At 40.9% G+C, this 21,460-nt stretch carries 20 protein-coding genes; 8 read left to right on the top strand and 12 right to left on the bottom strand.

The window, feature by feature from the left end:
- Nucleotides 1-186: 186 nt before the first annotated feature.
- The gene (locus KXJ59_RS04425; RefSeq protein ID WP_295201555.1) at nucleotides 187-1,629 is read left to right on the top strand and encodes a RagB/SusD family nutrient uptake outer membrane protein; all 1,443 of its coding nucleotides are present in this window, start codon (nucleotides 187-189) and stop codon (nucleotides 1,627-1,629) included.
- 227 nt (nucleotides 1,630-1,856) lie between these two features.
- Here the strand turns inward: KXJ59_RS04425 and KXJ59_RS04420 are convergent, their stop codons facing one another.
- The 6 genes from KXJ59_RS04420 to alaS form a co-directional block, all read right to left on the bottom strand.
- Nucleotides 1,857-2,981, bottom strand: a complete 1,125-nt coding sequence (locus KXJ59_RS04420; protein WP_295201553.1) for a TlpA disulfide reductase family protein — start codon at nucleotides 2,979-2,981, stop codon at nucleotides 1,857-1,859.
- A 14-nt stretch (nucleotides 2,982-2,995) separates the two neighbouring features.
- Nucleotides 2,996-4,441: an Asp-tRNA(Asn)/Glu-tRNA(Gln) amidotransferase subunit GatB gene (gene gatB / locus KXJ59_RS04415; protein WP_295201552.1), complete on the bottom strand. Its 1,446-nt coding sequence runs from the start codon at nucleotides 4,439-4,441 to the stop codon at nucleotides 2,996-2,998.
- A 62-nt stretch (nucleotides 4,442-4,503) separates the two neighbouring features.
- Nucleotides 4,504-5,484 carry a DUF1028 domain-containing protein gene (locus KXJ59_RS04410; protein WP_295201550.1) on the bottom strand — a complete coding sequence of 327 codons (981 nt, stop codon included), beginning with the start codon at nucleotides 5,482-5,484 and terminating at the stop codon, nucleotides 4,504-4,506.
- A 143-nt stretch (nucleotides 5,485-5,627) separates the two neighbouring features.
- A complete protein-coding gene (locus KXJ59_RS04405) occupies nucleotides 5,628-6,581 on the bottom strand; it encodes a PDZ domain-containing protein (protein ID WP_295201547.1) in 954 nt (317 codons plus the stop codon).
- 185 nt (nucleotides 6,582-6,766) lie between these two features.
- Nucleotides 6,767-7,297, bottom strand: a complete 531-nt coding sequence (locus tag KXJ59_RS04400; RefSeq protein ID WP_295201545.1) for a GNAT family N-acetyltransferase — start codon at nucleotides 7,295-7,297, stop codon at nucleotides 6,767-6,769.
- A gap of 37 nt (nucleotides 7,298-7,334) precedes the next feature.
- Nucleotides 7,335-9,950 carry an alanine--tRNA ligase gene (gene alaS / locus KXJ59_RS04395; protein ID WP_295201543.1) on the bottom strand — a complete coding sequence of 872 codons (2,616 nt, stop codon included), beginning with the start codon at nucleotides 9,948-9,950 and terminating at the stop codon, nucleotides 7,335-7,337.
- Between the two features lie 119 nt (nucleotides 9,951-10,069).
- Here alaS and KXJ59_RS04390 point away from each other — a divergent pair, with 119 nt between their 5' ends.
- The 3 genes from KXJ59_RS04390 (at nucleotide 10,070) to KXJ59_RS04380 (ending at nucleotide 12,017) form a co-directional block, all read left to right on the top strand.
- Nucleotides 10,070-11,041 carry a M23 family metallopeptidase gene (locus KXJ59_RS04390; RefSeq protein ID WP_295201541.1) on the top strand — a complete coding sequence of 324 codons (972 nt, stop codon included), beginning with the start codon at nucleotides 10,070-10,072 and terminating at the stop codon, nucleotides 11,039-11,041.
- 164 nt (nucleotides 11,042-11,205) lie between these two features.
- Nucleotides 11,206-11,436: a hypothetical protein gene (locus KXJ59_RS04385; RefSeq protein ID WP_295201540.1), complete on the top strand. Its 231-nt coding sequence runs from the start codon at nucleotides 11,206-11,208 to the stop codon at nucleotides 11,434-11,436.
- Between the two features lie 182 nt (nucleotides 11,437-11,618).
- Nucleotides 11,619-12,017 carry a hypothetical protein gene (locus KXJ59_RS04380; RefSeq protein ID WP_295201538.1) on the top strand — a complete coding sequence of 133 codons (399 nt, stop codon included), beginning with the start codon at nucleotides 11,619-11,621 and terminating at the stop codon, nucleotides 12,015-12,017.
- A gap of 4 nt (nucleotides 12,018-12,021) precedes the next feature.
- On the opposite strand, the gene KXJ59_RS04375 is transcribed toward KXJ59_RS04380, so the two are convergent.
- From KXJ59_RS04375 to mnmD, 3 genes are read right to left on the bottom strand one after another with little or no spacing between them, the layout of a single operon-like run.
- Complete coding sequence (locus tag KXJ59_RS04375) at nucleotides 12,022-12,939, bottom strand: prohibitin family protein (RefSeq protein ID WP_295201536.1); 918 nt, start codon at nucleotides 12,937-12,939, stop codon at nucleotides 12,022-12,024.
- Between the two features lie 48 nt (nucleotides 12,940-12,987).
- Complete coding sequence (locus tag KXJ59_RS04370) at nucleotides 12,988-13,410, bottom strand: nuclear transport factor 2 family protein (protein ID WP_295201535.1); 423 nt, start codon at nucleotides 13,408-13,410, stop codon at nucleotides 12,988-12,990.
- A gap of 29 nt (nucleotides 13,411-13,439) precedes the next feature.
- Nucleotides 13,440-14,108 (bottom strand): tRNA (5-methylaminomethyl-2-thiouridine)(34)-methyltransferase MnmD, encoded by a 669-nt coding sequence (gene mnmD / locus KXJ59_RS04365; RefSeq protein WP_295201533.1) that lies wholly within the window; start codon nucleotides 14,106-14,108, stop codon nucleotides 13,440-13,442.
- Nucleotides 14,109-14,167: 59 nt separating this feature from the next.
- Between mnmD and KXJ59_RS04360 the strand changes: the two genes are divergently transcribed.
- A complete protein-coding gene (locus KXJ59_RS04360) occupies nucleotides 14,168-14,761 on the top strand; it encodes a DNA-3-methyladenine glycosylase 2 family protein (RefSeq protein ID WP_295201531.1) in 594 nt (197 codons plus the stop codon).
- Between the two features lie 73 nt (nucleotides 14,762-14,834).
- On the opposite strand, the gene KXJ59_RS04355 is transcribed toward KXJ59_RS04360, so the two are convergent.
- Nucleotides 14,835-17,420 carry a phosphoenolpyruvate carboxylase gene (locus tag KXJ59_RS04355; RefSeq protein WP_295201528.1) on the bottom strand — a complete coding sequence of 862 codons (2,586 nt, stop codon included), beginning with the start codon at nucleotides 17,418-17,420 and terminating at the stop codon, nucleotides 14,835-14,837.
- A gap of 174 nt (nucleotides 17,421-17,594) precedes the next feature.
- On the opposite strand from KXJ59_RS04355, the gene KXJ59_RS04350 reads away from it, so the two are divergent.
- The 3 genes from KXJ59_RS04350 to KXJ59_RS04340 are packed head-to-tail and all read left to right on the top strand — an operon-like array spanning nucleotide 17,595 to nucleotide 19,343.
- Nucleotides 17,595-18,140, top strand: a complete 546-nt coding sequence (locus KXJ59_RS04350; protein WP_295201526.1) for an RNA polymerase sigma factor — start codon at nucleotides 17,595-17,597, stop codon at nucleotides 18,138-18,140.
- Nucleotides 18,141-18,171: 31 nt separating this feature from the next.
- The gene (locus tag KXJ59_RS04345; RefSeq protein WP_295201523.1) at nucleotides 18,172-18,918 is read left to right on the top strand and encodes a hypothetical protein; all 747 of its coding nucleotides are present in this window, start codon (nucleotides 18,172-18,174) and stop codon (nucleotides 18,916-18,918) included.
- A gap of 2 nt (nucleotides 18,919-18,920) precedes the next feature.
- Nucleotides 18,921-19,343, top strand: coding sequence for a hypothetical protein (locus tag KXJ59_RS04340; RefSeq protein ID WP_295201521.1), 423 nt, complete (start codon nucleotides 18,921-18,923; stop codon nucleotides 19,341-19,343).
- Here the strand turns inward: KXJ59_RS04340 and KXJ59_RS04335 are convergent, their stop codons facing one another.
- Both KXJ59_RS04335 and rodA read right to left on the bottom strand, forming a co-directional pair.
- Nucleotides 19,344-20,099: an MBL fold metallo-hydrolase gene (locus KXJ59_RS04335; protein WP_295201520.1), complete on the bottom strand. Its 756-nt coding sequence runs from the start codon at nucleotides 20,097-20,099 to the stop codon at nucleotides 19,344-19,346.
- Nucleotides 20,100-20,108: 9 nt separating this feature from the next.
- The gene (rodA, locus tag KXJ59_RS04330; RefSeq protein ID WP_295201518.1) at nucleotides 20,109-21,455 is read right to left on the bottom strand and encodes a rod shape-determining protein RodA; all 1,347 of its coding nucleotides are present in this window, start codon (nucleotides 21,453-21,455) and stop codon (nucleotides 20,109-20,111) included.
- Between the last annotated feature and the right edge of the window lie 5 nt (nucleotides 21,456-21,460).

The raw sequence follows: 21,460 nt of genomic DNA, 5'->3' as shown, positions 1-21,460 counted from the left end.
TCTATGTGCAAGCACAGAACCTGGCTATCTGGAGCCCATGGAAAGGTCTGGATCCTGAAGATGGTAACAATATCAGCTTGAACGAATATCCTAACCCTAAAATGTTCGTAGCTGGTCTGGATATTAATTTCTAATTCAATATACTAGGCATTAATATTCATTATCGAATTTTCTAAAACAATGACAATGAAAAAAACGAAAATACTGATCCTCACTGCGATGCTGGTGTCTACGCTTTTTTCCTGCCAGAAACTGGTAGAGATTAAAGAGACCGACCTGATTGCAGGTGATATCGCCCTGAAAACAGTAACCAACAATGAGCAAGGTATCATTGGTGCGTATGCTGCGATGAACGTAGAAATGGGCATTTTGCTGAATGCTGTATTTGCAGATGAAGTAGTATCAGCAGATTTCTACAATGCTGCTACTGTACACGAGTGGCAGTACAGCTCAACAGATATCTCTATCCGCGATAACTTTACAGCTTTTAACCTGTACTATCGTATCATCGACCGCGTGAACCGTGTGTTACAGGCATTACCAGCTGCTACTGCAACTGTAGCAGGTGATGAAGCTAAACGTTCAAGATTAAGGGGTGAAGCTTTGTTCCTGAGAGCTTTCTGCCATTTTGAACTGTATCGTTATTACAGCAATAGTGCTGTAGGTACCGATCTGGCTATGGCTTATATGGAAACACCTTCTTTACAGCCACAGGCCCGTATTACGGTAGCTCCTTATTTCCAGAAATTAAAAGCTGATCTGGCTGCTGCCAAACCATTGCTGCCTTCTGATTTTTCAGGTACCAATGTATACAGAGCAACCCAGGCTGCTGCCGCTGCTTTACAAGCACGTACGGCCCTTTACCTGAAAGAGTGGAACGACGCCATTACTTTCAGTACAGAATACATCAATGCGGTTCCTTTAGCTACACGTGCTAATTTCCCAGGTATCTGGACTGATGCCAATAGCAACGAAACTGCTTTCAAATTAAGCCGTACCGCTTCTCTGGGTGGTCGTATCGGTAGCTTATGGCGTGGTACTTCTGCCAGCGCAAGCAACATCGGTGCTATTACCTGGACCATCGCTCAGAAACTCTGGGACATGTACGATCAGACGAACGATATCCGTTTTTCTTCCTATGCTAAAAACGAGCCATTGCTTGTTGGTACAGGTCGTAAATACACACGTCTGATTACCAAATATGCCGGTACTACTTATGGTACTGCTACTGAAAACGTAGCTGATGCCAAGGTTTTCCGTACTGGTGAAATGTACCTGATTCGTGCTGAAGCCCGTGCAGAAAACAACGACCTTGTTGGTGCTGCTACAGACCTGAATGCACTGAGAACTGCCCGTATCACTGGTTATACACCTGTTGTATTGGCCAGCAAAGATGCAGCCATCACTGCTATCATGGATGAGCGTTTCAAGGAACTGGCTTATGAAGGTCACCGTTTCTGGGACCTGAAAAGAAGAAATCTGCCTGTTGTTCGTTTAACTGCTGATTTACCACAGGTAAACGCTGCAACTACATTGGCTGCAGGTAACTTCCGCTTCCTGTTACCTATACCAAATGCTGAAATTCAGGCTAACCCTGTTATCCAGCAGAACCCAGGTTATACCAACTAATACAGTTTGTATCACTATACTAAAAGAGCCGGTCCCGATGGATCGGCTCTTTTTTTGGAGTCTTCTGTGCGAAACCTCTTCACGCTTTTTCTTTGAGGTAAGTCTACATAAATATTCACCCAGCGCAACGAAGAACAAATAGAACCTCACAGGAGGTGAAATAAAAAGAGACTGTATCGGCTTTTGATACAGTCTCTTTTTATTTCAATACCTAAGTAGTACATGTTTTACTGAAGTAATTCAGCTAATTTTTGCTCCAATGCTTCACCTCTTAAATCCATTGCCACAATTTTACCTGTTGGATCTAATAATACATTAAAAGGGATGCCTTCAATTTTATACAATGGAACTACCACACTTTCCCAGTATTTCAAATCACTTATATGTTTCCAGCTTAGTTTGTCTTTTGCAATTGCATTCAACCATGCTTCTTTATCCTGATCTAATGATACACCCAGTATAGTGAAATTTTTATCCTTGAATTTATTGTATGCAGCTACTACATTGGGATTTTCTTTTCTGCAAGGCATACACCAGCTGGCCCAGAAATCTACCAGTACATATTTACCTTTTAAACTGCTTAAACTAAAAGGCTTTCCTTCTGTATCGGGTAAATTAATTTCGGGCGCCTGCTGATTTAATAAAGAATTACCTGCCGGTTGCTGGTTTTGTCCATAAGCAGCCAATAGCGCTTTTATTTTTGCCAAACCCGTATGCGCTTTGAATTTTTCAGCAGAAGCATCAGCGAGTGCTTTTAATTCTTCAGGAGCCATGGTACGGGAACCCATACCTAAAGCATAATACCTGGCGGCCGGACTCTCAGATTCATTGATAAAATCGGTCACCAGCTTGTTCATTTCTTTAATCTGTACATCGCGTTTGGCTTTCTCTACCGTAATCAGACTGTCGTTGCCATCTCTCTGTAAACTATCAAGCATACCCAGCGTACCATATAAAACAGAATCTTTTACGCTGAACTTTTCGAATAAGGTATGCAAACGCTCACTGGCATCGGAACCTTCAATTTTATAAGCGCGGTAATTATTGATATCCATATTCACACGGATACTTTTACCATCATTCACCAATAATACATCTGGCCCATTCTCAACAACAAGACGATACAGGGATTCTTCCTTTGCCACAGCCCTTAACTCGAAATTGCCATTGTCTTTCAGTGTTCCGGAATCAAGCACTACGGGTTGTTCACCGCCATAAGGCAATTCCTGCAGGAATATTTTTTTGGATGGGGCATTGCTGATCTTTCCACTCACTGTAAATGCACCGTATTTTTTTTCCTGGCAACTACCTGCCAGTGCAACTATTGCTGCGATGTATAGCATTTTTTTCATACACTATCTGATATTTATTGATTGAGTTTTTGTTCCAGTAAACTGGTTACCTGTTTGGGATCGGCCTTACCCTGACTGCGTTTTTTTACTTCACCGACAAATAAGCCGATTAATCCCTTTTTCCCTTTTTTATATTCAGCTACTTTGTCGGGCATTGCAGCAATGGCTTCATTTACCCAGGCTTCAATGGCATTTTCATCACTCACCTGCATCAGGTTCATAGATTCTGCAAGTACAAGTGGATCAGCGTTATTTTCCAATAAAACCGGTAACAGTTTAGAAGACGCAACAGAGAAGTTAACCTTACTAAGCTGCACCAGTTCAATTAAGGCGGCCAGTGTAGCAGGCTTGAGCAAGAGGTTGCTAAAATCTTTTTGCTGGTCATTTAAATATTGGCGAATAGGCCCCAGCATCCAGTTGGCAATAGCTTTGTATTGTTGACTGTGTAGTATTACTGACTCAAAATAATGGGCAGTTGACTTTGCATCGCATAATTGAGCAGCATCGTATTCACTTAAGCCAAACCTGCTCATATATTTTTCAGTCAACGCATTTGGCAGCTCAGGTAAGTCTGTATTGATTGCCTGAATATAGTCGGGTGATAAATGAAAAGGTGCCAGATCGGGATCAGGGAAATAGCGGTAATCATTGGCTTCTTCCTTATCACGAATAGCAAATGTAGTGTCGTTGGATGCATCGAAACTCCTGGTTTGCTGCTGTATGGTTTTTCCTTCTTCCAGTAAGCCAATAATACGGTCTATCTCAAATTCAATGGCTTTTTTTACATTGCGAATGGAGTTCAGGTTCTTTACTTCCACCCGTGTACCTAATTTTTTTTCACCCCTCAGGCGAACAGATATATTGGCATCGCAACGCAAACTACCTTCCTCCATATTTCCGTCGCAGATATCAAGCCATTGTACCAATTTTCTGATTTCAGTTACATAATGCCAGGCTTCCTCGGCACTATGCAGATCGGGTTCTGTTACTATTTCAATCAGCGGCGTACCGGCACGGTTTAAATCGATACAGGTAAAATCATCTTCCAGGTCATGAATACTTTTACCCGCATCTTCTTCGAGGTGAATACGGTTCAGTTGTACATCTTTTCTGCCAGTACTTGTGTGGATGGTTACATAACCTGCTTTACAGATAGGAGTAGTATGTTGCGATATCTGGTAACCTTTGGGCAGATCGGGATAGAAATAATTTTTTCTTGCGAAATAGTTATCTTTTTCAATTTCGCAATTACAGGCCAATCCCATTTTTATGGCATACTCAACAGCTTTTTTATTGGTTTTGGGTAATGTTCCTGGATGACCTAGTGTTATAGGACTTACATGTGTATTAGGGGCGGCACCAAAACCGGTACTGTCGCCACAAAATAATTTACTGGCTGTTGCCAGTTGTGCATGTACTTCTAATCCAATAACTGCTTCGTATTTTTCCTGTAATAACATGAACTGCAAAAATACTGTACCTGCCTTACCCCAGAGGCCAGATTTATTATTTTATGAGAGAATTATAGGGAAAGAATCCGTTTCAGGTCCTTTTCGGCTACAGTAAGCAGGTTAACTGCAGGCAAACGACGGGTAAGTTCTTTCCAGTTTTTATCCTGTAAAAAAATCTTTTTCAGCATGGGCAGGGCCTTATCCACCTGTTTATTGTTGGCCAGGGTGATAGCGGTCCAGAACTGCATTTCCAGGTTCTCAGGAAAAAGTTGCATGGCTGCGTTATAATCGGCCATGGCTTTCGACATATCATTTTTCTCTACTGCAAGGTCACCATCATTCATATGCTGATAGGCAAGGTGTACCTTGTATAAACGACGCAGCTCTTTCAGGGGTTCTTTTGCGTCATCCACCCTTATATCTACCGTTTTATTGTTCCAGCTTTCGGTTGGTTTTCCGGGTACCACAATAATGGCTGCAGCCTGCATGCCACGAATATCTCCGCCAGCTTTTTGAGCGGCTTCCAACGCAAGCAATACTCTTTCGGCCAATGGTTTACCGTTGCTTTTTTCAAATGCCTCCGACATATATTCATCTACCTTATCGCCCAGCATCATATTGCTTTGCACACTATAGTTAATGCCTTTAATATGGCTCGCCACCTGTATGCAGTTTTTACCTGTATGTGTTGCCACATTGCCCTTTGCATCAATAATGGCTACCTGTCGTACTTCTCTTCCCGGATCGGCGGCTGTTAACTGGTTTAATACCTCCTGCGCCGTCAGCCCTTTTTTAAGTAAGTCAAGGGCTTTGGGGCCATAAGATTTATCAACAAAAGACTGGGTAGCTACTGCACCCACACCTGCTTCTGCCCAGGGTACAGATGTGCCCACACTAAACCAATGGCTTTGAACACCCACGGCCATTTCTCCGGTATTGACATCTCTTGCTACAATAGAGTAGGTATGCACCAATGGTTGTTTGGATTGATATACCTGTGCCGACGATTGGAAAAGGGTTCCCACAAAAAGTGTAAGCAGTAAATATCTCATAAACAGTTTTTTTAAACGTATGTTTTTATCACCTTTAAAAGGGTGGGTTTAAAAATACGAATAAAAAAACCGCGCCAACCCTTCCATTGTCAGGGTAACGCGGTATATATACACATGAGAATTAGAGAAATGCTTACACAATCTTACAGATCGGCCGTTTTTAGTTTTTTCGGCAATTTAATTTCAATGGTTTGAGTTTTACCCGCTCTTGTAATACCCGCTTTTACGGTATCGCCATCTTTAAGGTTTTTCAGTGCTTCTTTAATTTCGTCTACAGAATTTACCGCCTTCCCGTTGAGTGAAGTAATGATGTCTTCTTTTTTCATGCCGGCTTTGTCAGCAGGCGTTTCCTCATCTACATCAGTAACTTTTACACCTTTGCTGTCTTCTGTGTCTTCAATGGCCATTCCCAGTCTGGGTTTAGAAGCTATTTTATCGAGGAAAACGCGCGGCATACTGGTACCAGGCATTTTGAAGTTAAAGTCATGGTTAAAATTGTCGCCAAAGTCAAAATCAAAACCCATTTCCATGGTCTTGCCTAAAGTTGCAACAGCTGTTTTTGTCTGGCCGTCGCGCAGGTAATGAATGGTTACTTTTTCCTCAGGTTTATATTTACCGATGGTTTCATAGAGATCTTCACTGTCGCCGATGGCTGCATCATTTACTTTGGTAATGATATCATCTTTCTGTAAACCTGCTTTTGCAGCAGCACTTTCTTTGGTTACCGAAGTAATTTTTGCACCTTTTTCATGCTTTTCACTCATTACACCCAGAAGAGCACGAGGTGTACCGGCAAATCTATCGGCACTTGAGCCATCAAGTTTAAAGAAGTTACCTCCGCCATCTCTGGGCAATATCATACGCAGACCCGGGCTTGATTTCAGCATATCAAGATCACCCAGTTTTTCCATTTCCTCCGGACTCATGTCTTTCATATCCTTACCATTGATGGTTACTTTGTTGCCATCAACCACAATGGAGAGTTTTTTACTGATCTTCTCTTTAGGATCTTTATCTGCTTTTTCTTTTTCAGTTGTTTGTGCAGTGGCTGTAATACCTGTAAACAGTACCAGTACTGCCATCCATTTGCGATACATAGGGTTCTTTTTTAAAGTGTACGAAATGTTTAGTAGTCAAATGTACAGGAAAAAAGAATATACGAAGGGTTTCGGAAATGTTAAAAAAGGTTAATGATTTGGCAAATGGTTAATGGCTTATGGCTGATAGTTCATAGTAAAGGGTCAATGGAAGAAAAAGTAATTATCAGCCATTAACTATAGGGCTATTCGCTTTTCAGTTTTTCAAAACTTTTAACCGGACAATGGTCAACTACTTCATCGCGGAGGTATTGCATGTTGCATTTTTGAATGATGCGGAGAGAAGCAGTGTTTTTCACATGGGCAGTGGCGGTAATGCGGTTTAACAATAAATGATGGAAGCCATATTCCAGACAGGCCATAGCTGCTTCACTGGCATAACCATTACCCCAGTAAGATGGAATAAAACGATAACCCAGATCGGTTTCCTTTCTTTCCGGTCTGAATTTTAAGCCGCACCAGCCTATAAAATCATTACCCTCTTTCAGTTGTACGGCCCATCTGCCATAACCATATTGATTGTAGTGTGGTAATATACTGTTCTGTAATCTTTCAAATGCTCTTTCGGGTGTACTCGGTAGTTCATGAACGTATTTCAGCACCAATGGGTCACTGTTCATATGATGAATCAATGCTGCATCATCAATATTGAATTGACGAAATAATAATCGCTTGCTGGTGAATATAACCGGACCCATATGAAATGAAAATGCCATCCGGCTTTAAACCGGATGGCACAAAGATTGCAAAACTTTATAACAGTGATTTTATTTTCTCTATTACCTGTGGCAAATTACTCGCATCCTGACCACCTGCAGTAGCCAGTGTTTTTTGTCCACCGCCGCCGCCCTTGATTATACCTGCAACATGTTCTTTTATCAGTTTTGGCGCTTCCAGTCCCTTACTGCTTACCAATTCATCAGCAACAGCAATAGCTACGTTGGCTTTACCTTCAATATTGGCAGCGAGGGTAATGATATAATTTGAAAGAGCATCTTTCAGATCGAAGCAAAGTTTTTTCAAACCATCTGCATTACTGATCTCAATAATGGCTCCGATAAACTGCACACCATTAATTGTTTCCACCTGTTGTAATAATTCCTGTTTAATGAGGGTGAGCTGTTTTGCTTCCAGGCTCTCAATTTTCTTTTTCAGTTCATTATTATCAGCATAAAGGGTTTCTACTGCTTTCAGAATCTCTTTCGGATTTTTTAAAGTTTCGCGGATGGCATTTAATTGTGTCAGTTGCTCCGTAATAAACTGCTCTGCAACAAGTCCGCTGACGGCTTCCATTCTTCTTACACCTGCAGCTACAGCTGACTCAGATTTTATTTTAAATAAACCCAGTTCGCCTGTTGCGCCTACATGGGTACCTCCACAAAGTTCTATCGAATAGTTAGGGTCGATGATAACAACGCGCACTTTATCTCCATATTTCTCTCCAAATAAAGCCATGGCACCCATTGCTACTGCTTCATCTTTCCCCATTTCTTTGATAACCACCGGAATGTTTTCACGAATCTTCTGATTCACGATCTGTTCAATGGTATTTATTTCTTCATCACTTACTTTAGAGAAATGAGAGAAATCGAATCTTAACTGCGATTCATTTACAAGACTGCCTTTCTGTGCTACATGAACACCAAGAACCTGTCTGAGTGCGGCATGTAGTAAATGGGTGGCACTATGATGAATGGCTGTAGATTGTCTTTTTAATAAATCGATTTTTGCCAGTACCGGAGCATCAATTGCTGCGGGTAAGCTTTCACAAAAATGGATGATGAGGTTATTTTCTTTTTTGGTATCGAAGACCTCAATCGTTTCTCCATCGAAGTTTAGTGTGCCGCTGTCGCCTACCTGTCCGCCACTCTCAGCATAAAAAGGTGTGTTTTCCAATACAAGCTGGTAAGCTTCTTTTCCTTTTGCTTTTACTTTTCTGTATTTGCTGACGCGTGTTCTGGTTTCAATATCCGTATAACCTGCAAAATGATTTTCGTTGCTTTCATTTACAAGTACCCAGTCTTCTGTATCTACAGCCGTAGCAGCACGGCTGCGGTTTTTCTGTTGTTGCATTTCTGCTTCAAAGCCAGGTTCATCTACCGATAAATTATTTTCAGCAGCAATAAGCCGGGTAAGGTCAATCGGGAAACCATAGGTATCAAACAACTCAAAAGCAGCTTTGCCCGGGATGGTTGATGTTGAAGCAGACTGAATAATATCATCAATTCTTTTCAAACCTTTATCCAAAGTTCTAAGGAAAGCATCTTCTTCTTCTTTCACTACTTTACTTACAAAATCTAACTGCTGTGCTAACTCAGTAAAGACAGTTGCAAACTGTGACGCAATAACCGGTACTAATTGAAAAAGCAGGGGTTGTTTGTAGTCGAGGTAAGAATAATAGTAACGAACGGCTCTTCTTAAAATTCTCCTGATAACATATCCGGCGCCTGTATTAGCGGGTAATTGTCCATCGGCAATGGTAAATGAAATGGCTCTTATATGATCGGCCAGCACACGAAATGCAATGGCCTGTTTACTGTTGCTGTAATCGTATTTTTTTCCGGTAATTTTTTCAACTGTTGCAATGGTGCCGGTAAATACATCTGTATCGTAATTACTTTGTTTTCCCTGTATTACACGTACCAATCGCTCAAAGCCCATGCCTGTGTCAACATGCTTGGCGGGCAAGGGTTCCAGGCTTCCGTCTTTTAAACGATTGAACTGGATGAATACATTGTTCCATATTTCAATCACCTGGGGATGATCGTTGTTTACCAGTGTTTTTCCTTCAACTGCTATTCTTTCTGTGTCGGGTCGGCAATCTACATGTATCTCGGTGCAGGGGCCACAGGGTCCGGTATCACCCATTTCCCAAAAATTATCTTTTTTATTACCGAGTAATATTCTGTCTTCAGGAATTACTTTTTTCCATTCCCGGAATGCTTCTTCATCGCGAGGAATACCTTCTTTTTCATCGCCTTCAAATATGGTAACGTATAAACGTTCTTTATCCAGTTTGTACACTTCTGTCAACAGTTCCCAGCTCCAGGTAATGGCCTCGGTTTTGAAATAATTACCAAAGCTCCAGTTGCCCAGCATTTCGAACATGGTATGGTGATAAGTGTCTACACCTACTTCTTCGAGGTCGTTGTGTTTTCCACTTACACGCAGGCATTTTTGGGTATCTGCTATTCGTGGATTTTCTGCTTTTTTATTGCCCAGGAAATAGTCTTTAAACTGGTTCATTCCTGCATTGGTAAACAGGAGGGTAGGATCGTTTTTTACCACGATTGGTGCCGATGGTACAATCTGGTGTTGCTTGGAAGCAAAAAAATCCAAAAACTGCTTTCTGATCTCTGCGCTGGTCATAAAATTTTAAAAACTGTATTTTAGTCGCTCAGAAGCTATCTTTGAGCGCTTTAGAAAGGCATCAAAGGTAAGGAATTGGCCTGTTCTGTAGCAATCAGACGAGCGCTTCCCCCCGATTTATGAAAAAGATCAAATATTACTATAATACGCATACGCTTCGTTATGAAAAGCTGGAGACTCCCCTGCGGGTGCGTTTATTACAGTTATTTGGTTTTATAGCCGCATCCATTGTTACCGGTATCATCATTTTTGCCATTGCTTTCAGGTATATCGACTCCCCCAAAGAAAAATTGCTCCGTCAGCAGAACGACGATTTACGTCAGAATTACAGCATTATGCAGGAACGGTTGAAACAACTGGAGCTACAGATGGACGAAATTGCCAATCGCGATAATACTGTTTACCGCTCCATTTTTGAGGCCAAACCCATTCCGGATAGCGCCCGTGTTCGAGAGATGGAAAAGCGGAAAGAGGTACAATTGGTGCAGGGTATGGGTTCAACAGAACTGGTTAAAAACATGACGGCCCAATTGAATAACCTGGCTTTACGCATGGCCTACCAGGAACGTTCTTTTGATGAGATCACGAAAATGGTAAAAAATAAGGCCCAGTTACTGGCGTCTATTCCTGCCATACAACCTATCAGTAATAAAAACCTTACCCGTATTGCTTCCGGATACGGCTATCGGATTGATCCCATTTACAAAGACAGAAGAGCCCATATGGGTATGGATTTTACCGCACCACAGGGTACACCTATTTATGCAACAGCAGACGGAGTGGTTTCAGATGCGGGTTTTAATACCGGTGGTTTTGGAAACAGGGTGGTGCTTAACCATGGTAATAACTACGAAACACTTTACGGACATATGTACCGCATTAAAGCAAGGGTTGGGCAAAGGGTAAAAAGGGGTGAAGTTATCGGTTATGTTGGAAATACCGGCAAAAGCTCTGGTCCGCACTGTCATTATGAAGTACACCACCGCGGAACACCTGTTAATCCGATTTACTATTTCTACAACGATCTTACACCAGCTCAATTTGATCGTCTGCTTAAACTGGCAGCAGCGAGTAACCAGAGTATGGACTAGTAGCAAGTAGCTATGAGCTAGGAGTAGTTAGGTGTTTTCTTAGCAGATATTCTGAAAAAAAACCGGCTTACGGCCAGTAAATATGTTCTCATTTCTGAAAAGAAAAGCTGTTTTAGAGAACATTCATCCCTACTGTTTGTATTTTGTAATACAATCTCAGTCCATTGGAACCCGGCATTAGAAAATACCTGCTTCGTATCGTTAATACACTTTCACTGGGATTGTTGTGGCTGGCCATCAATTCTACAGCCGGCATTATGTATGATCACGCGTTTATTCATGAGAAAGTAACGACAGGTAATATCCTTTTTTATATCTGGTTTGTAATAAGCCTGACTGCCTATTTATGGTATGTGATCCGTCTCTGGAGTAAACCTATTGATTTTCAGGAGTAACATTCTTTAATTGTATCCGTTTCAAAAATGTAACAGGTATTGTCATACTGGTTGAAATAACCATGGATGTCAGATTTGCTGCTAAAATCTGTCTATCTGTGGTAAAATAAGCAATCAGAAATGGAATAGGGTGTGAAATACCTACATAAATCCTTATTTTCAGAGTTGAAACTCAATAGGTAATGCCCCTAAAGAAAATGTCCAGGCGGATCATGATTGCTGGTACCCTCATCATATGGTCCATCAAATTCCTGCTTCGTCCATTTATATTTATTGACCCGGTACTAAAGCCTTTGGTTGGGTTAGCGCCCAACCTGATAGGTTCTTTTCTGCTACCTTTTGGTGCCTGCTGGTTTTTTCAACGTATTTTCAGGCTGGAGACAGATACTGATCTGAATGTTACCTGTAGCGTTGGTTTATTAATGGTAGTCATTAATGAATACCTGCAGTTAATCCCCATTTTTGGCAGAACATTCGATTATCTCGATATTATTTCCTCCGTCATTGGTGTATTCCTTGGACACTTGTATTTTAAAAGGCTGATGGCTCGTTATACACTTGCTACTGTTCAAGCATCCTGAATAATTAGTTTTTATTGTCTTTGGTATCCAGTATTACCGGTGTATTTCCTTTGCCCATTACAATTACCTTTGAATTGGGAGATGTTACCAGACCTTTCAATACCTGTATTTGCTCATATTGTAACTGCTTATCGGTAAGACCACTGCTCATAATTCGCTGGTAGTCGGCAATACCCTGGGCTTCTACACGTTTACGTTCGGCTTCCTGCTTTTCTTTCTGCAGCACAAACTCCATTTTTTGTGCGTCCTGTTCTGCTTTGATTTTTTCTTCGATGGATGTTTTTACATTATTGGGTAAAGTAATGTTTCGCACCAGCAATTGTTCCAGTACCAGGCCACGTTTCCTGAAATCATCTTCAATGCTTTTGAAAATGCGGTTCTGAAACTGATCGCGTTTATTAGAGTAAAGTTCTATGGCAGTAAAATAAACTGCATTGTCGCGAATCTTGGTACGGGTGAGCGGGCGAACGATTTTATCTTTATAATCGAGCCCTGTTTCCTTTACAATTTTGGGTGCTTCCTGGCCAACTACCCGGTATAATACGGTTAAATCAATAATTACTTCAAGTCCGTCGGCAGTCAGCACACGAATGGCGTCATCACCGGCCTGATCACCTTCATCGTGTACACCACTCATGGTATAGTTCTGTGTTTTAATATCAACCGTTTTAACATCAACCAATGGGTTTACCATATTTAAGCCGCTGGTAAGAATATCATCCGATACTTTACCAAACATACTCTTTACACCTATCTGGCCTGCGTCAATTTGTTTGATGCAGGAAGTAAGAACACCTACAATAATGATAATAACTGCCAGTACCCTGACACCTGTTGCAAGCTTTTGTATTTCTTCTCTTTCCTGCTTCCGGAGAACAATACCAATAACCAGTACAATGATGCCGATAATGATGAGTGCCATAAAACTGTTTTAAAATGAGTCTGTGAAATTGCCGAAATATTACAAAAATCAACTGCTATGGTCCGCAATGATGGTCCATTTGCCCTTTATTTTTTTAAGTAATAGGGTATAGTGTCCACTAAGGTCACCTATGCTCCGTGTAAGCATCCATTTCCCTAAAACAAAATAATGAGTGGCAGATAACCTGCGTACTTCAAGAATATTGAACCTGAGTTTACCCATTGAAGTGCTGTCGGGGTAATTTTTTTTATAATTGTTTAATGTTTTCTGATACCCGTAAGTAGCTCCGTTTTTGCCAACAAACATAAGGCTGTCACTTTCCCAGTAACCTTTCATAAAAGCATCGATATCGCCCCGGTTCCAGTCGCGGGTCTGTCGTTCCAGTAAATCATGGATTATTTTTTCATCACCGGTTTGTGCATGTAAGGGTTGAGCAAAACCAATGAATAAAAACAGGGTAAACCATTTCATGTTATGAATTTTCAGAAAGCTACTGAAAATTAAGCGTCTTTGAAAGCCCTTACCATTTCTCTTTTCCCGAAAGGCCCCTGAATTTTGGTAACCCTTAATCCCGCAGCTTCCATGGCCCGGCGAACAACAGTTTTGCTGCAATAGGTAACAAGAAAACCATTTGGTTTTAGCATGGAAAATAGTTGCAGGAAAATTTCCGGTGTCCACAACTCCGGTTGTACTGATGGTGCAAAAGCATCATAGAAAATGCAATCGAATAAGTCGACAGTTGAAAAATGCTGAAGGGCTGAGGGGGTTTTCTGCAGATGAAAAAATGAATGAATGAGTATCGCCTCATTCCAGGCAGACTGGTGTATATACTGAAATATTTCTTTTTCAGCTAACAGCTCTCCGTAATTCAATGTATCTGTTTCATCTGTATGTAATGGAAATGGCTCAATTGTGTGGTAGCGTACATTAAGTTGCTGCTTTTTTGCATAGATGGCAGCAAGCAGGCAATTTAACCCTGTACCAAACCCCATTTCAAGTATTGCTACTGATTTGCCGGGGTTTATTGAAGCATAATATTTCAACCCTGCTTCAATAAAAACATGATTGCTTTCTGCAATGGCACCATGTTTACTATGATAAGCTACCCCCATAGCAGGTACCGAAATAGTATGAGAGCCATCTGCAGTAATTTGAAGAAGTCGTTCCATGAGGTAAATCAATAGCAAGGTTAGTTTTCAGAATGAAACTGAATATTTATCTTCCGTATATGGAATACAGTAAACACCTGCGTAAAGATATCAAACTTGCTACTATTCTTGATGGGAGTACACACGAACTCAAGCTGCATAAAAACATACCACTGCGTTTGATGGCCAGTATCATGAGCCAGCAACTGAGTACAAAAGTGGCCAAAGTAATTTTTCACCGCTTTCTCACTTTGTACAATGGTAAGGAACCAAAGCCAAAACAGGTATTGGATACTCCCTTTGAAACACTGCGAGGTATAGGGCTGAGTAATGCCAAAGTAGCCTATATACAAAATGTAGCACAGTTTTGTATTGATCATAAGATTACAGATACGAGGTTGCAGAAGATGGATAATGAAGCTATTGTTGAATTACTTACTCAGATAAAAGGAGTAGGTAAATGGACGGTTGAAATGTTGCTGATGTTCAGTCTTGGGAGGGAAGATGTATTTGCAGTAGATGATCTGGGTATTCAGCAGGCCATGTGTAAACTATATAAGATCAGTGCTGCCGATAAAAAGAAAATGAAAGCCAGGATGCTCAAAATAGCTGCCAACTGGAGCCCGTACAGAACCTATGCCTGTTTGCATCTCTGGAGCTGGAAAGACAAGTAGAAGAATAATGAATAACGAATATCGAATGTCCAACTTCGAAATTGAGTATTCGATATTCGTTATTCATTATTTATCAGGCTGAGTTGCGGGCAGCGTTAATGATGCCAAACATGCTTCTGGTTACCAGTTTCTCATACACTTCTTTTTCATTACTATCAATCGCTTTTTTTCTGAGTTGGTGTAAAGCATATTGCTGAATGGTAAGAAGTGGCAGTACAATATTATCTCTCATCTGAATAGAGGCACGACCGGGTAAATCGTCTTCCATTAATATTGAGGCATCAGCCAGTTCGAGTACCAGTTTTTCTGTAAGATCGAATTCATCTTTTACCAGTTGCCATACCGCACCGTATTCGGGATCATTTTTTATGTATTGTGTAAGCGGGAAAAAAGATTTCAGCATACTCATCATGCTATTGTCAACAAGTGTGTGGAAGAACAATACATTTCGGAACATGGCTTTTATGTCTTCCCAATAACCTTTCTCTTTCATCTGCTGTAAAGCAGTACCCACACCAAAAAAACCAGGTACATTCTGCTTCAACTGGCTCCAGCTACCTACAAAAGGAATGGCGCGGAGGTCTTCAAAACGTAAACCACTACCACTTCCTCTTTTGGCCGGCCGGCTGGCAATATTGCTTTTACTGTAATAGTTAAGCGGACTAAATAACTGCATATATGAAAGAAACAGTGGATGTTGTTTAAACTGCTGGTAAGTTTCATGGCTGATGCGACCCAGTTCTTCCAGCAAAAATCGGTCGTGCTGTGATAATTGTATACGTGTGTCGGCAAACAGTTCATTACTGATACCTGCACTCAGCAGTTGCTCAAGGTTATATTGTGATGATTGTGTGGTGCCAAAATTGGAAGTAATGGTTTGTCCCTGTATCGTTAATTGTATGTCTTCGTTTTCAATATTTGTACCCATGGAGGCATAGAACTTATTGGTTTTACCACCACCACGAGAAGGCGGGCCGCCACGTCCATCGAAGAAACGGGCTTTTATATTGTACTTGCGTGAAATAGCTGTGAGGTTTTCTTTGGCAGTATAAATACTCCAGTTTGCTTGTAGGTAGCCACCGTCTTTAGTACCATCACTAAAACCCAGCATGATGGTCTGTTGCATTTTTCTGCCTGCCAGGTGTTGTGCATATACTGGGTGCTGGTATAAACGATCCATAATCTGTTCAGCCTCCTTTAAATCATCAATGGTTTCAAACAACGGAATGATGTCAATGGGCATTTGTTGCTGCTGCCACCCGCAAAGACGGAACAAAGCATATACTTCCATTACATTAACGCTACTCTGGCAATTGCTGATTACATACCTGTTACAACCGGCCTCTCCATTGTTGTGCTGAATGGTTTGAATGGCATAAATACTTTCAAGCGTATCTCTTGTAATGCCTGGTTCAAAAAAAGCAGGATCTAATTTATCTTTTAATGTTGCCAGTATATTCATCCTGGCAGCTTCATCGAGTAAGAGATAATTATCTGGTAGAATACCGCTGTTTTTTTCCTTTTTCAGTGTTTCATGAACGTTGAGTAATACCTGTGTGTGTATCCGGCTGTCTTGCCTGATATCGATAGTAGCGAAATGTGTTCCGAAAATTTTTACTTTATGAATAAGGCTGTTCAGTCTTTGTAAAAACAGGGAATGGTGTTTCTCTATAACCAGATCGCGGATCTGTATTAATCTTGCCTGCAGATCGGCCAGTTGTACCCTGTTTTGTTCGGTTGGACGGAAGACGTTTTCATACAGTACAGCTTCCAGTTCCTGAATTAGGGTATCTACAGAGGAGAAACTAAGTCTCCGTTTTAGTTTCCTGATATCGCGGTAATAACAAACGGTGATGGCGCTTCTCAATGCTTCCGCTACTTTAATGGTGGCGTCAGCATTTACAAACGGGTTGCCATCACGGTCGCCACCTGGCCAGAAACCTAATTCAATAAAAGGGTTATCACTTTCGTAAGTATGTTCAAAAAAGTCGCGCTCAATGGTATTGTATATATTACCTATAGAGTGATAAAGAATATTCTCCAGGTACCACATGAGGTTCAATGCTTCATCATAAGGTGTAGGCTGCTTTTTGTTGAAAAAAGGAGTAATACCCAATTGCTGTATATATTCATTGATGGTATGAAAATCGTTTTTGGCGATTGACTCACTCATATCATGAATAATACCCAATACACTGCCTGGATAAAATTGTGTAGGGTGAGCAGTAAGCACCACCCTTACCCTGAATTTTCTGAGTTTGTTTTTCAGTGCCTGTGTTTTACCGGCAAACACTGCTTCATTATACAATGCTTTCAGGCTTCCGGGCCCCTGAATATTATTTACAGTATCGAAAGCCGCATCTTCAATTGCATCAAATAGTACTACCTGTCTTTCTATGTATTGAACAAATTTAAACAGACGGTCCAGTTTATCTTTTTCACTGCGTACTTCTGTATGTTGCTGAAAAAAATCATTGATAATCTGAACCGGGTCTTTTCCTGCATGGTATTCGTCCTGACAGGATTGAGAAAGTATGGGTAAGAGGGCTCCCACATTGGCAATACCTGAAAAAGGTAATGCCGCAAACAGGCTGTTGTAAATAGTGTACTTGTCTGTTACATTGCGCCTGAACTGGTTGATATAATGACTGGATGGCATATAATTTCGATGACAATTTACCCATTTTTCACCGATTAAACTAACAGATGTAGCTGTTTATGCTAATGAAAATTGGCTTTTCGTAAAACAAATGTTAGTTATCGGAATTAAACCTTTTTGTAAATGCTTGGTCTAAGACGCATTGGACTTTATATTCGAATAAAATAACCCTGCATGCATTCAGACGATCAGGTATTATTGAATCAGTTTCGCCAGCCTTCCACAAAAGAGCAGGGATTTACGGCGATCATAAAAAAATACCAGGAGAAATTATACTGGCATATTCGCCGGTTGGTAATTGATCATGACGATGCAAATGATGTATTGCAGAATATATTTATTAAAGTTTGGAAGGGGCTTGAAAATTTCAGAGAAGACAGCCGTTTGTATACCTGGATGTACAGGATAGCCACAAATGAGTGTTTGAGTTTTATTGAACAACAGAAGCGGAGAGCGTCAGTAAGTATGGATGAAGTGGGGGAAGGACTCGCTAATAAAGTAAAGGCAGACAGTAATTTCGACGGAAACCGTTTGGAATGGAAACTGCAACTGGCCATTCAGCAATTACCGGAAAAGCAGCGTGTGGTATTCAACCTGCGTTATTACGATGAAATGCCATATGAAGAGATGAGCCGTGTGTTGGATACAAGTGAGGGTGCTTTGAAAGCGAGTTACCATCATGCGGCAAGGAAAATAGAGGCATTTATACGAGAAAATTAAACCTTGCTTAAGCAGAGGAATCAAATACACAATGAATTACAGAGAAGAAATAACAGCAGAGCTGAAACAGATTGATCCGTCAATGGCTCAATGGCCGTTTCATATGCCTTACAAACTGCCTGCAGGTTATTTTGAAGCCACAACCGAAAAACTGCTGGAGAGTGCTTCGCTTGGGTTAAATATTGAAAAAAACAAAGGGTATCAGGTGCCGTGTGCTTATTTTGATCAATTAGCCGGAAATACCATGGCTGCTATTCGCAGAGAGGAGGTAGAACAGGAACTGAATGAGCTGGCGCCTTTGCTGAACAGTGTTTCCAGAGAAATGCCTTACAGCCATATTTCATTGTCCGAATTTAATATGGAAGCTATCATGGGGCAGTCGGCAGTGAATGAAATACCAGTTATTAAAATGCCGGTGCGTAAAACCCGGAAATGGCTGCAGTATGCGGCAGCGGCAGTACTCGCAGGAATAATACTGACAACGGCTTTCCTGTACAATGGAGGTAATAATAACGCTGTCGATGAAGCAACCCTCGCCAGTTATGCTCAAATGGATGTATCAAAGGAAATAACGATGTTGAGTGAGGAGGAATTGAATAGCTATCTTACCACAACTGAAAAACTGGTAGTAATATCGGGCGAAAGGGATCAGTATGGGGAAGATGAATTACCCGATGTAAATGAACATATACAACTTATGAGTGATGATGAGTTGAAACAATACCTGGATGAATCTGCGGAAACTTCAGCCGAAGCAAAGGTTGATACAAATAGTTGATCATGAAAAAGACAATCATATTTTTTATTGCAGTGTTTGCTGTTTCTTTTCTTGCTGCACAGGAACCACAAAGAAAAATGATGGGTCAGCGCCAGAATATTGAAGTGCTGAAAGTGGCCTATTTCACCAGGCACCTCTCACTTACTACAGAGGAGGCGGAAAAATTCTGGCCCATGTACAATAGTTATACAGGAGAAGTAAAAAAAGCCCGTCAGGACAATAAAGAAGATATTCTTGCTTTTGAAGAAGCAGTATTAAATATCCGGAAAAAATACAAGGGTGAACTGAAGAAAATACTTGTTACTGATGAGCGTGTAAATAAGGCATTACTGGCCGAGCGGGAGTTCATGAATGTTGTTCGTAAAGAGCTTCAGCAAAGAATGGAAATGCGTAAAAAAATGCGTGACCAAAAAACAGGTGACTGATCATTGTTTAAGGGGTCCCCACACGGGCGATTGTATATCATGGTAAAATAAAAAGGTCCAGTTTTTTGATTGCCCTTCTTCCCACCATTGCTTTCGCAGTTCCATACATTTTTTTCCATCGTAATCGTATTTTGCAACAAAGCGGCTCTTCATCTGTTGTAATTGAGGGGCATCGTCGCCTCCAAAGAAAACAGTTTCTCCGTTTTCTTCAATCCAGAATACCTGGTGAAATTTACTATGTGCGCCAGTGAGTTGATAGCGGATATAGCCATCAATAAATCCTTCATCTTCTGTTAGCCACACTACGCGGCTAAATTCTTCAAGTAAACGAAAATCTTCCGGAATATAAGAAGCTGAGCCTACTCCCAATGCAAATTCCATTTCTCTCTGTTGTACATAATATGTGGCGTAGGGGAAACTGATGAAACGCTCCTCTGTTTGTGTATTATCAATGGTTACACCCCCTGCATGATCCTTATGTAAATGACTCATCAATACCTTGGTAACCTGAGATGGGTTGATACCTGCTCTTTCCAGGTTTTTGTACAATTGAGGTGTTCCATCGGCTTCATTATAACCCAGCCCGGCATCGAGTAATATCACATCTTTTTCTGTGATCACTACAAAGGGTTGTATTTCTACGAGCAGACTGCCGGTGGGGCGGCTGTTCAGTTCTTCCTTCTCCGTATCAAATGGAACAAATACTTTGGTTTTATCGATGGTAAAACTGCCTTCTGAAAGTGGAATAATCTGCATGCCTTCGCTTTATCTTAATACCATTTGTCTGTCTGCATCAAGCCTGAGCAGAATAAATATTAACGCTGTAAAGGTAAGTAAAGAAGAGCCGCCATAACTGATCAGTGGTAATGGAATACCTACAATAGGAAATAAACCAATGGTCATACTCACGTTTACGGCAATATGAAAAAAGAGAATACTCACTACACTATATGCATACACACGGCTGAACGTACTTCGCTGTCGTTCTGCAATACGAACAATACGATACAGTAGTAACAGGTATATCAGTAAAAAAATAAAGCAGCCTACAAAACCAAAAGCTTCACCCAGTGATGTGAATATAAAATCGGTATGTTGTTCAGGTACATATTTGCCGCGGGTTTGGGTTCCTTTCAAAAAGCCTCTTCCAAAAAAACCGCCAGAACCAATGGCAATCTTGCTTTGCCGCACGTTATAGTCATCGGGTTTCCTTACCGGTTTGTTGGTATTGGTTTTATCCTGTGCTTTTCTGTTTTCAGCACAATTATATTCCTTACCCACCATGCTATAGATACGGGTACTCTGGTAACATTCAAGTACATTATTAAAAATATAGGGTACTACAAAACGTTGAACACCCACACAAATTAACCAGATGGTAATAATGATGGTCAATAACTTTTTTTTCTTTTTTATTTGCTTACGAAGCAGAAATATCACAAAGGCTGCAATAGCTGTGAGAATAATAGCGAGTATATTGGGCTCAAGAATAAGTGTGGCAATCACCAATACACCAAATGATGAACCGATAATGAGTATTTGAGCGGGTAAACCTTCGCGGTACATGGCAATAAGAAAACTTGTGTAAACCAGTGCCAACCCAAGTTCATGTTGTAGAATAGATAGTACGGCTGGTGATAAAGTAATAGCACCGGCAATAAGTTGTGAACGGATTTTTGAGAAATCTACTTCCTGCCTCGATAGAAATTTCGCCAGGGCTAGTGCTGCAAATATTTTACAAAGCTCGGCCGGTTGCAGGTTAAAGCCACCAGCCAACGGTATCCAGCTTTTTGAGCCATTGATGTTTTTACCAATGACAAAAGTGGCAAGCATGAGTAGTATACCAGCGAGGTAAAACAAATTAGCAAAAGCTGTAAAGAGTTTGCTGTCTGTTAAAAGAATAAAAGTGGCAGCAATGGCACATACACCTGCAAATATGAGTTGCTTGCTATAATTGGTTTTGCCATTGAGAAATGAAGTAAACCAGTCTGTACCGGGTCTGTACTCCACCATAAAAATGCATAGAATACCGATTGTTACCAGTATTGCATATAACCAGATAACGAGATAATCAACACCCTGTGTAGCTATTTGATGGTTTCTTCTGTTCATACAAC

Source organism: Sediminibacterium sp. (assembly GCF_019264485.1).
Taxonomy (GTDB): Bacteria; Bacteroidota; Bacteroidia; order Chitinophagales; family Chitinophagaceae; genus Sediminibacterium.
The sequence above is the reverse complement of the archived record's forward strand: the minus strand, read 5'-3'. Positions and strand labels throughout refer to the sequence as shown.